General features: G+C 67.5%; 13 protein-coding genes. 9 read left to right on the forward strand and 4 right to left on the reverse strand.

Features of this window, described 5'->3' with window-relative positions; all coding sequences use genetic code 11:
• Nucleotides 1-19: 19 nt before the first annotated feature.
• Entirely contained in the window at nucleotides 20-862 is an 843-nt protein-coding gene (locus tag BJQ90_RS13400) for an IclR family transcriptional regulator (RefSeq protein ID WP_226760747.1), read from the reverse strand.
• 252 nt (nucleotides 863-1114) lie between these two features.
• Here BJQ90_RS13400 and BJQ90_RS13405 point away from each other — a divergent pair, with 252 nt between their 5' ends.
• Together BJQ90_RS13405 and BJQ90_RS13410 are read left to right on the forward strand one after the other, a co-directional pair.
• The gene (locus BJQ90_RS13405) at nucleotides 1115-1453 is read left to right on the forward strand and encodes a hypothetical protein (protein ID WP_226760748.1); all 339 of its coding nucleotides are present in this window, start codon (nucleotides 1115-1117) and stop codon (nucleotides 1451-1453) included.
• 93 nt (nucleotides 1454-1546) lie between these two features.
• Nucleotides 1547-2077 (forward strand): tetratricopeptide repeat protein, encoded by a 531-nt coding sequence (locus tag BJQ90_RS13410; protein WP_226760749.1) that lies wholly within the window; start codon nucleotides 1547-1549, stop codon nucleotides 2075-2077.
• 76 nt (nucleotides 2078-2153) lie between these two features.
• On the opposite strand, the gene BJQ90_RS13415 is transcribed toward BJQ90_RS13410, so the two are convergent.
• The gene (locus tag BJQ90_RS13415) at nucleotides 2154-3122 is read right to left on the reverse strand and encodes an NAD(P)-dependent alcohol dehydrogenase (protein WP_226760750.1); all 969 of its coding nucleotides are present in this window, start codon (nucleotides 3120-3122) and stop codon (nucleotides 2154-2156) included.
• A 208-nt stretch (nucleotides 3123-3330) separates the two neighbouring features.
• Here BJQ90_RS13415 and BJQ90_RS13420 point away from each other — a divergent pair, with 208 nt between their 5' ends.
• The 4 genes from BJQ90_RS13420 (at nucleotide 3331) to BJQ90_RS13435 (ending at nucleotide 6244) form a co-directional block, all read left to right on the forward strand.
• Nucleotides 3331-4839 (forward strand): amino acid permease, encoded by a 1509-nt coding sequence (locus BJQ90_RS13420; RefSeq protein WP_226760751.1) that lies wholly within the window; start codon nucleotides 3331-3333, stop codon nucleotides 4837-4839.
• Between the two features lie 50 nt (nucleotides 4840-4889).
• Nucleotides 4890-5543, forward strand: coding sequence for a LysE family translocator (locus BJQ90_RS13425; protein WP_226760752.1), 654 nt, complete (start codon nucleotides 4890-4892; stop codon nucleotides 5541-5543).
• A gap of 237 nt (nucleotides 5544-5780) precedes the next feature.
• A complete protein-coding gene (locus BJQ90_RS13430; protein ID WP_226760753.1) occupies nucleotides 5781-5996 on the forward strand; it encodes a hypothetical protein in 216 nt (71 codons plus the stop codon).
• Between the two features lie 17 nt (nucleotides 5997-6013).
• Nucleotides 6014-6244 (forward strand): helix-turn-helix domain-containing protein, encoded by a 231-nt coding sequence (locus BJQ90_RS13435; RefSeq protein ID WP_226760754.1) that lies wholly within the window; start codon nucleotides 6014-6016, stop codon nucleotides 6242-6244.
• A gap of 11 nt (nucleotides 6245-6255) precedes the next feature.
• On the opposite strand, the gene BJQ90_RS13440 is transcribed toward BJQ90_RS13435, so the two are convergent.
• On the reverse strand, nucleotides 6256-7005 hold the full coding sequence (locus BJQ90_RS13440; RefSeq protein WP_226760755.1) for a 3-hydroxybutyrate dehydrogenase: 750 nt from the start codon (nucleotides 7003-7005) through the stop codon (nucleotides 6256-6258).
• A gap of 141 nt (nucleotides 7006-7146) precedes the next feature.
• On the opposite strand from BJQ90_RS13440, the gene BJQ90_RS13445 reads away from it, so the two are divergent.
• Nucleotides 7147-8055, forward strand: a complete 909-nt coding sequence (locus tag BJQ90_RS13445; RefSeq protein WP_226760756.1) for a LysR family transcriptional regulator — start codon at nucleotides 7147-7149, stop codon at nucleotides 8053-8055.
• On the opposite strand, the gene BJQ90_RS13450 is transcribed toward BJQ90_RS13445, so the two are convergent.
• Nucleotides 8041-8946, reverse strand: coding sequence for a spermidine synthase (locus BJQ90_RS13450; protein WP_226760757.1), 906 nt, complete (start codon nucleotides 8944-8946; stop codon nucleotides 8041-8043). The genes BJQ90_RS13445 and BJQ90_RS13450 overlap by 15 nt on opposite strands.
• Nucleotides 8947-9348: 402 nt before the next feature.
• Between BJQ90_RS13450 and BJQ90_RS13455 the strand changes: the two genes are divergently transcribed.
• On the forward strand, nucleotides 9349-10212 hold the full coding sequence (locus BJQ90_RS13455) for a hypothetical protein (protein WP_226760758.1): 864 nt from the start codon (nucleotides 9349-9351) through the stop codon (nucleotides 10210-10212).
• On the forward strand, nucleotides 10209-10614 hold a 406-nt coding region (locus BJQ90_RS13460; RefSeq protein WP_226760759.1), incomplete at its 3' end, for a phage holin family protein. The genes BJQ90_RS13455 and BJQ90_RS13460, both read left to right, overlap by 4 nt.

Raw genomic sequence — 10614 nt, forward strand, 5'->3', positions numbered from 1 at the left:
GGCGGGAAGGGGCGGCCGGTCAGGTGGGCTGCGGGCGGCCGTGGATCCGGATCGAGAGTTCGTCCGCGACCTTCTGCACCCGTGCGGCCAGGGCGGGCCATTCCTCCGCCGGCAGTTTGTCCTCCAGGAAGGTCACGGCAACGGCGGCGGTCGGCCAGCCCACGTGGTCGGTGACGGCGGCGGCGATCGAGCCGAAGCCGGGCGTCACCTCCCCGTGTTCGGTGGCGTAGCCGCGCTGCCGGACCTGGTCCAGATGCGAGGACAGCGCCGAATACTTCATGATCGGCGACTCCGTCTCGTGCCGGGCAGTGAAAGCGGCCGCGTTCGGGTACAGCGCACGGACCTGCGACTTCGGCAGCGCCGCGAGGATGGCCCGCCCGCTCGCGGTGAGGTGGCTCGGCAGCCGCACGCCGACGTCGGTCACCAGCGACGGGCGGTTCTTGGCCCGCTCCTCGACGATATAGAGCACATCGCGGCCGTGCAGCACGGCGAGGTGTGCGCTTTCCCCGATCACGTCCACCAGCGAGGCGAGCATCGGCCGCCCCAGGCGGGAGAGCGGCTCCTGCCGCGAATATGCCGAGCTGAGCTCGAAGGCGCTGATCCCCAGCCCGTAGCGCTGCTCCTCGTGCAGGTGCAGCACAAAGCCGTTGGCCTCCATCACCCCAAGCAGGTGGTAGACACTGGAGCGCGGCAGCCCCAGCGCGGTGGCAATGTTCGACGCCGCCATTGGCCCCCGCTTGGAGGCCAGCAGCTTCAGGATGCGCAGGGTATTTTCCGCCGCCGGAACCTTGGAGGCCACTTTGGCCGGTGCGGCCTTGGGCGCCGCCGCGGCGGCAGGCGGGGTGGTGCTGGTGGCAGGCATGAATCCTCTTCAAATAACGCGTGTCCGGTATCCCGTACTTAAGCATGCGCCCGGGCCGGCGTCCCGGACAGCCCGGACTGGCCCGCAATGTCTGGAATACCGGACAATTCCCCCATCTTTCCCTGTCTTCCGCCGCCGGAAGCGGAAACGGCCCGGGGCCGGAGGGGCTTCCGCCCCTTGCCGCACCGCAGCGGCGGTGTTTTTATGGACGCGTCGGCCGGGAAACCAGGCCGGGACGCCGGGAGGGCCGCCATGCGCTGGATTGCCGGGTTGTTCGTGATTGCCCACGGCCTGGTGCATCTGGCCATCTGGCTGCCGACGCCGGACGAGAAGGCGCCGTTCGACGTCGGCCATTCGCCGTTTGCCGGCGACGTCCGGCGGCCGGCGTCCGTGCTGGCGATGGCGGCCGCCGTGATCCTCGGACTGGGCGGCCTGGGACTGATCGGGGACGCGTTCTGGTGGATTCCGGTGACGGTGGCGGGCGCCCTGGTCTCGGCCGGGCTGCTGATCCTGACCTTCAACCGCTGGTGGCTGATCGGGCTCGGGATCAACGCCGCGATCATTGTCCTCTCGCTGCAGCAGGCCGGCTGAGCGCATGGCCTCCGGACAGGATCCGTCCTGGCAGGTCCTGCCTGGGCAGCGTGTCCCGCCCGCCGGACGCATAGCGTGGGCTAGAAATACTCCATGACATCCGCGCTGACACCTGGACTCGATGCCGCCATCCAGGAGGGCAACCGGGACCGCGACCGCGACAACATGCGGCCCACCATCGACCATTTCCACCGGCTGCTGGCCGAACACCCCGGCAATCCCCAGGTTCTATACGAGCTAGGCGGCGCCTATGACACGGCCGGACAGGAGGGGTGCGCCCGCGGATATTACGAGCAGGCGATGGGCGCCGGCCTGCATGGCGAAGTCCTGCGACGGTGCCTGCTGCAGTACGGCAGCACACTGCGGAACCTGGGACTCCACGAGGAATCCCTCGCGGCGCTGCGGCGTGCGCGCGAGCAGTTCCCGGAATCCGACTCCGTCCGGCTGTTCCTGGCGCTGTCGCTCCATGCCGCCTCCCGCAGCGATGCCGCCGTCGCCGAACTCCTCGGGCTGGCAGCGGACCGGATCCGCAACGAGGATGTGACCCGCTATGAGGTGGCCCTGCGCGGCAATGCCGCCTTTCTGGCGGACCGTGACCGGCTGGCCTGTGGCGGGTCAGCATAGTTTGAACCCGCGAGGGGCTCCCCGCGCCGGAGCCCCGGCCGGCCGGGGCCCGGACGACGCCCGGGACGGCAACACCTCAGACTGTCACGACTACCTTGCCGCGGGCGTGGCCCTCATGCATGTACCGGATGGCTTCCGGAGCGTCGCCCAGCGGATAGCTCCTATCGATGACGGGCGTGAGGGAGCCGGCGTCGATGAGTTGGGCGAGGAAGCGAAGGTCCTCCTGCCGCTCCGTTGCCATCAGGCCCTTGAGCTTCTGGCTGACGAAAAGGGAGAGTATCGGGGCGCGGAAGGAGCGCTCAAATCCTCCGGTCCATCGGCCGCCGCCTTCGCCTCCAACGATCACCAGGGTTCCCCGGGGTTTCAGCGCGCGCCGCAGCACTGCGAGCGGGCGGTTGCCGGCCGTGTCCAGGATGAGGTCGAAGTGCCTTGCCCCGTCCGCGAAGTCGTCGTGCTTGTAGTCGATGACATGATCGGCACCGATTGACCGGACCAGCTCCAGCTTCCCCGTGCTGCACACTCCGGTGACCTGCGCTCCGAGCGCCTTGGCGAGCTGAACGGCGAAGGAACCCACCCCGCCGCCGGCGCCAATGATCAGGACGTCCTGCCCGGGCTGGAGCCGGCCGCTGTCACGGAGGCCCTGCAGCGCCGTGGTGGCGGAGATGGGAACGACAGCGGCCTGGTCGAAGCTGGCGTTCACCGGCTTCTTGGCGATCCTGGCTTCCTTGGCGCAGACAAATTCGGCAAAGGTTCCCTCGGCTGTCCCGTAGACCTCATCCCCCGGACGGAACCCGACGACGTTCCGCCCCACCGCCTCCACCCGGCCGGCGACTTCCCGGCCGCGGATCGGGTTCCTGGGCGCCTTGAGCCCAAAGAAAGCACGCGTCAGATACGGCAATCCGGTCATGAGGTGCCAGACCCCCTGCTCGACGCCGGCGGCGCGCACCCGGATCAGCACGTCGTCGTCGCCGGGCTCCGGCGTGTCGACGTCGCGCAGCTCCAGCGCATCCGCGGTGCCGTACACGTCCTGGACGATGGCTTTCATGATGCATCACCTTCACTGTCGGATGGAGTTTCAGACCCGGGTCGGTTCTACCACGGCTGGAAGCCCATCCGTTAGGCCAACGCCTCCTCCCGCGGTGCGGGGTTTGTCTGAAATCGAAGACACCAACTGCCCGTGAGGCTCATCACAGCTCCGTCCGACATGGTCTGCTGGATGGCGATCCCCCTCCCAATGACGAGAAGGTATTCGCATGCAACAAGCCACCACGGACATCCGGCCAACGCCCCCACCGGGCCCCGGCAGCACTGCCGTCAGCACTGCCGGCAGCGCGGCCGGCACCGCCGTCGGGTCTGTCCTGAACCGCGGACTCAACATCCGCCACATCCGCTTTATGGCACTGAGCTCCGCGATCGGCACCGGGCTGTTTTACGGCTCCGCTTCAGCCATTCAGAAGGCCGGCCCCGCCGTCCTGCTGGCGTACATGATCGGCGGCGCCGCGGTGTTCATGGTGATGCGCGCCCTGGGTGAAATGGCCGTGCGGCACCCGGTGTCGGGTTCCTTCGGCCAGTACGCCAGCCGATATCTCGGCCCGCTGGCTGGATTCGTGACGGGCTGGACCTACGTGTTTGAGATGGCGATCGTGGCCATCGCGGATGTCACAGCCTTCAGCATCTACATGGGCTTCTGGTTCCCCGAGGTTGAGCGCTGGATCTGGGTCCTGGCAATCATCTTCTTCCTGGCGGCCCTGAACCTGCTCAGCGTCAAGGTCTTCGGTGAACTTGAGTTCTGGTTCTCGCTGATCAAGGTGGTGGCCATCATCGCCATGATCGTGGGCGGCGCCGCCATCATCGTTTTCGGATTCCAGGCCGGCGGCGCCACCGTGGCGCCGGGCCTGGGCAACCTGGTCGGGCACGGCGGACTTTTACCCAACGGTTTCGAAGGGCTCCTGGCCTCATTCGCGGTCGTGATGTTCGCGTTTGGCGGCATTGAAACCCTCGGCATCACCGCCGGAGAGGCCGCGGATCCGAAGACAGTCATCCCGAAGGCCGTCAATACCGTCCCGGTTCGCGTGCTGCTCTTCTACGTGCTGACCCTGGGTGTCCTGATGAGCCTGTTCCCCTGGAACGAGATCGGCACCAACGGCAGCCCGTTCGTGCAGATCTTCAGCGGACTGGGCATACCGGCAGCGCCTCACATCCTCAACGCCGTGGTCATCACCGCCGCGCTCTCCGCGATCAACAACGATATCTTCGGCGCCGGCCGGATCCTCTTCGGCCTGTCCCGGCAGGGGCACGCCCCGGCAAGCTTCGGCCAGGTCTCCCGTCACGGCGTGCCGTGGATGACCGTGGTGATGATGGCGGGCATCTTGCTGGTGGGCGTGGTCCTGAACGCGGTCATCCCGGAGAACGTCTTCCTGCTGATTGCCTCGATCGCGACCTTCGCCACTGTCTGGGTTTGGGTGATGATCCTCGCCTCCCACGTGGCGATGAAGCGCGAGATCGCCCGTAAGGGGCTGCCGGCGTCGGAATTCCCTTCACCGTGGTGGCCGGCTGCATCGGTGGCGACGATCGTGTTCATGGCCTTCGTCATCGTGATCCTGGGCGCGTTCGAGGACACACGCGTGGCCCTCTATGTGGGCGCCGTGTGGCTCGGACTGCTCGTGATTTCCTACCGGCTCTGGGTCCGCGGCCACGGCCGGGTCCGGGCCGAACTCGCCGATGAAACCTCGCGGCTCCCGCAGGTTCCGGCGGGAGCGTAGGGGCGCCGGCGGAATCTGCCGGAGGCTCCCCGGCGGAGTTAGACTCAGTTATGGTCCCCGCTCCCAACCTGCTGGCCTTTGCCCTTGCGGCCCTCCTCCTGATCGCGGTACCGGGACCCAGCGTGTTTTTCGTGATCGGACGGACGCTCGCCCTGGGCCGCCGGGGAGGGCTTCTGAGCGTGCTGGGCAACGCCGCCGGGGAGCTGCTGCAGATCGCCGCGGTGGCGCTGGGGGTGGGAGTGGTGCTGGCCCAGTCCGTGCTGCTCTTCAGCACGGTCAAGTTCGCCGGTGCGGCCTATCTCATCTACCTCGGGATCCAAGCCATCCGGCACCGCGGCAGGGTCCCGACGGCGGCAGGGGAACCGCGCCCGGCATCGACCTGGCAGATCCTGCGGCAAGGGTTCATCGTCGGGGCCACCAACCCCAAATCGATTGTCTTCTTCGTCGCCGTGCTGCCCCAAGTCGTGGACTACTCCTCCGGCGGCATACCCCTGCAGCTCGCGACGCTGGGCGCCCTGTTCCTCGCGATCGCGCTGGCCTCGGACAGCGGCTGGGCCCTGATCGCCGGGACGGCGCGGCACTGGTTCGCCAGCTCGCCCCGGCGGATCGCTGCGCTGGGCACGACCGGCGGCGTGATGATGGTTGCACTCGGCGGGACGCTTGCCTTTGTCGGAAACAGCGCGGAATCTCCGTCCGGCAAGTAGTCCGCGCCGCGTCCCAAGTGGTGCCCGGTCCAGCAGGGGTAGAAGTTACTCGTGTGACGAAAGGGGCTGGCGGCTACAGTTGCTTCACGGCGGTATCGGAACGGCCGGGGGACGCTGGCTGGGGAGTCCTCCCAAAGCTGGTCCGGAACCCGCCGACAGTCCAAGTGGCACAGTTCCGAAGGAGTGGTTCCGATGGGGTCCCCAGTATCTCCGCAGGCACAACACCAGCGACGCCGCATGTCCCGCCTACTGTCGAACTCGGTGAGCCTCGTCAGAACGCCGAGGATTCCGTTCCGGGTTGGGGAGGTTCTCATTGGTGATGATCCGTTCAACGGCCGGCACCTCGGCACGGTGGCCGTGATTGACACCCCCTTCGTTGGCCTCCGGACAGCCGGCAACAGCCCCGGGCACGTCGTCTTCTACGACTACCGGCAACTCCGGTACCCCGAATAGTGGACGGGCCCGAAGACATGAGCTCAGCGAATGTGTCCTCCCACTTCCTGACCATCGCGGAAGTCGCCGCTGCAATGCGGGTGTCCAAGATGACCGTCTACCGGCTGGTGAAAGCGCACGCCATCGCGGCCGTCCGGGTGGGCCGTTCGTTCCGGGTTCCCGAGGAAGCTGTCAACGACTACATCCGCCGCTCCACAGAGCCGGCCACCCAGGACCCGGACCTGGGCGACGACAAGCCAAGCAATTGATCAGCGGCTGGTCACCGCGCGGACCAGCCGCCGTCCATCGTGTAGCTTGCGCCGGTGACCATGCCGGCATCATCGGAGGCCAGCCAGGCCACCAGCGAAGCGACCTCCTCCGGCTCGACGAGGCGCTTCACTGCGGCCTCGGTCAGCATGATCTTGCTGAGCACCTCGGATGCCGGGATCCCATGCACCTTGGCCTGATCCGCGATCTGGGACTCGACCAGCGGCGTCCGGACGTAACCGGGGTTGATGCAGTTGGACGTGACGCCGTGCGCGCCACCCTCCAGGGCCGTGACTTTACTCAGGCCTTCCAGACCATGCTTGGCCGAGACGTAGGCACTCTTGAACGGCGAGGCGCGGAGCCCGTGCACGGATGACAGGTTGATGATCCGGCCGAAGTTGTTCGCGTACATGTGCGGCAGCGCGGCGCGGATGAGCAGGAACGGCGCTTCCAGCATCAGCGTGATGATGCGGCGGAAGTCGGCCGGGTCGAAGTCCTCGATCGGGCTGATCCGCTGGATGCCGGCGTTGTTGACGAGGATGTCGCAGTCCAGGCTGACGGCCTCGAGTGACTCGACGTCGAGCAGGTTGACCGCCCAGGAGGTGCCGCCGACCTCGTCGGCGAGGGCTGCCGCCGCGGCCTCATCCACATCCGCGACCACCACCTTGGCACCCCGGGCCGCGAGCGCACGCACGCTGGCCGCGCCGATTCCGCCGGCTCCGCCGGTCACCAGGGCCTTGCGCCCGTTCAAGCTGCTCTCCATGTCTGCACTCCTCAAGTTCGCGGTCGTCAACGGCCCAGAGGAGGTGCGATGCACAGCACTGAGCAACTCCACTGAGTATTGCCGCACAAAGTTGGCGATTCAATGGTCAAACAGGCACCCCGTATGTGCAGAATTGCAGATATGAATGCAAACCCGGATGACCTGCTTGTGCTCCTGGCGGTGTCCCGCTCCGCGAAGTTCACCACGGCCGCGCAATCCCTGGGGCTCAACCACACCACCGTGTCGCGCCGGATAGCGGCGCTGGAGAAGGCCCTGGGCGGGCGGGTATTGTCCCGCGCCTCGGGCGGCTGGGAGCTCACGGAACTGGGCGTGGAAGCCGTGCACGTGGCCGAACGGGTTGAAGCGGCGATCCGGACCCTCGAAGAGCCCGGCCGGGTTCCGGACCCGATCACCGGCGTCGTTCGGATGACCGCCACGGACGGCTTCAGCGCCTACATCGCAGCCCCCGCGGTGGCCCGGCTGCGCCGGGACCACCCCGGCCTCAGCGTCGAGATCATCACCGTGACGCGGCGGGCGCTCCAACAGCGTTCCGGGCTGGACATCGAAGTGGTGGTTGGTGAACCGCAGGTGCACCGGGCCGCTGCGGCCCGGCTCGGCGAGTACATGCTGGGCATGTATGCCTCCCGCGACTACCTGGCCGAGTACGGCACCCCCACAACCGTCGAGGAACTGACCACCCATTCGCTGGTCTACTTCGTGGATTCCATGCTTCAGGTGGACGATCTGGATGCCCCGCGCCGTCTGGTGCCGACCATGCGGGACGGCCTGAGCTCCACCAACGTCTTCGTCCACGTGGAGGCGACCCGCGCCGGCGCCGGGATCGGCTTCCTGCCATGCTTCGCGGCGGACCTGCATCCGGACCTTGTCAGGCTGCTGCCGGAGGAGTTCGCCGAACTGTTGCCGTACTGGATGGTGCTGCGGCCCGACTCCATGCGCCGCCCCGCCGTCGCGGCAGTGGTGCAGGCCCTGCGCGAACAGACGAATGCCCACCGTGAGGCGCTCCTGGGCCGGGGTTCAGCCCGCGGGTAGCACCTCCGGGTCATGGCGGACCGGGGCGCCGACGGCGAAGGCCCGGACCTTGGCGTCATTCCAGATGTGGGCGGGGACCGCGCCGCCCAGCAGCCGCCGCGCCAGCCCGGGGTCGTCATCGAACGGGATGTCACTGCCGGCCATGATCATGTTCCCGTAGCGCCGGCCCTTGAGCATGGCCGGATCCGCGATGATCACGGTGTGCCTGAAGGCGTCCGCGATGGTGGCGGCATCCTCGCGGGCATTCTTCAGGTCCGGCGCGTCACCGGAATTCACCACGTACATCCCCCCGGGAGCCAGAACGCGTTTGGCACGCTCGTTGAACTCCCTCGTGGTCAGCGGCCGTGGCGTCAGCGAGCCGGCAAAAACGTCACGGATGATCAGGTCCCGGGTCTGCGGTGTCAGGCTCTCAGTCACCTCGCGGGCCTCCCCCACGCGCAGGCGCATCAGCGGCGCCTTTGGCAGGTCAAACCAGCCGCGGACGTATTCCGCCAGCTTGCCGTCGAGTTCCACAACCACCTGGCGGGCCTCCGGGTAGGCGGCATGGAAATAGCGCGCCAGTGAGCATGCTCCGCCGCCAAGGTGCAGGGCGCGCAGCTTCGGCCGGGAATCCCGCGGCCAGCGCGACTCCACCAGGGCGGAGATCCAGCGCATGTACTCGAAGTCGAGGAACAACGGATCCGCCAGGTCGATGTGCGAACTCATCACGCCGTTGATCCGCAGCAGCCAGCCGTTGGAGTTGTCCTGGTCAGCGATCAGCTCACAGTCACCCGTGTCGATGTAGTAGACGCCCTCCACGGGTCCCTCGGGACGGCTGCCCTTCGGCAGATCCACCACTCCGGCGGTCCTTTCGGTGGTGCTCCGGCCGGCAGCCCTGCCCCGCTTCGCCATCAGCCACCCACCGTTTTGCTCATGTTTCAAGCCTAGTTCACCGGCCGGGCGGGGCTTCACCCGCAACTGAACCTTGGCGCCGGGCTCGAGCGGCGCGGCCCTGCGTCGTTCGCGGCGCCTGTGGAACGCGTGTCGGCGTCGGCGTCGGTGGAACGCGTGTCGGCGCGCGGGCAGATCAGGGCGGTCCGGCGTCGCACCTGCGCCCTGATCTGCCCACCGAGTGAAGGCAGAGTGGCTGGCGTGTACTGAGACCGTCCACTGATACCTGAACTGCCCCGCCGGAAGTGCTCCGCCGGAAAAATAAAGCCAAGGGTACTTACTATCTTTAGTAATCATGCTTACTATTAACTCTCCAGTTATTGCTGGTTGTGATCAGCAGCCGATCTTGAAAAGAGAGCGAAGATGACAGAGAACACATGGCGCCAGGACGGAAGCTACGGCACGCCCACGGCCACCCAGCAGACTACCCTCCGGCCGGCAACCACGTTCCCGCCGACCCCGAACGGCGGCACCCACGGCGCTTCCACCACCTCCACCGACGGCGGGGCCTCAAAAACCGACGCAGCCAAGGACGAGGCAACCGACGTGACGCGCCAGGCCGCGGATTCCGCCCAGAACGTGGCCGAGACGGCCAAGACCGAGGTCGCCAATGTGGCTGCCGAGGTCAAGACGAACGCCCGGGACCTGCTGCACCAGGCGAAATCCGACCTGACTGACCAGGCCGGCACACAGCAGCAGAAGGTCGCCGAGGGTCTGCGCTCCATTTCCACTGAACTGCACAGCATGGCCGCAGCCTCCGATCAGCCCGGCGTTGCCACCGACCTCGTGCGCCAGGCCGCCGAGCGGTCTTCGGCCGTCGCCGGCTGGCTGGATGGCCGCGATCCCGGTTCGCTGCTCACCGAGATGAAATCCTTTGCCCGCCAGCGCCCCGGCACGTTCCTGCTGCTCGCGGCCGGAGCCGGCATCCTGGCAGGCCGGCTCAGCCGCAGCCTCAGCGCAGGCGCCCCCGAGTCCACTCCCGGCGCGGGCATGCCGACCACCCGGATCCCTGACACCGGGATGGCAGTTCCGCCGCCGCCGGTGCAGATGCCGGCCCCGGAAACCACGACCGCGGGCTTCGCGGACACCTACCCGCCCAACCCCCTCGACGCCGACCCGCTGGCCGGCGGCCACCGGCAGGACCGCTGGGAATCTGAGCCCGTGGTGACTGACCCGCTCCGGCAGGACCCGTTGCGCGATGACCCCTTTGACGGCGGCCGTCGATGACCAGCGAAATGCCCCACACCGCCGCGCACGCCAAGGCCGAAACGTCGTCCCTCGGCGATCTCCTGGGCGAGGTCACGCGGGACATGTCCACCCTGATGCGGCAGGAAGTCGAACTGGCGAAGGTCGAGCTTAAGCAGTCCGCGACCCGTGCCGGCAAGGGCAGCGGAATGCTCGCCGGCGCCGGAGTCGCAGGCCACTTCGTCCTGCTGTTCCTGTCACTGGCGCTCTGGTGGGCGCTCGGGAACGTCATGGGACTGGGATGGTCCGGTGTCGTAGTCGCCATCATCTGGGGAATCGTCGCCGCCGTCCTGGCAGCCATGGGCCGCAAGGAACTCAACGCGATCAAGGGTATGCCCCAGACCGCCGAGACGCTTCAGGAAATCCCGCCCACGCTCAAGCCCA

Source organism: Arthrobacter sp. SO3, assembly GCF_020532825.1.
Taxonomy (GTDB): domain Bacteria; phylum Actinomycetota; class Actinomycetes; order Actinomycetales; family Micrococcaceae; genus Arthrobacter.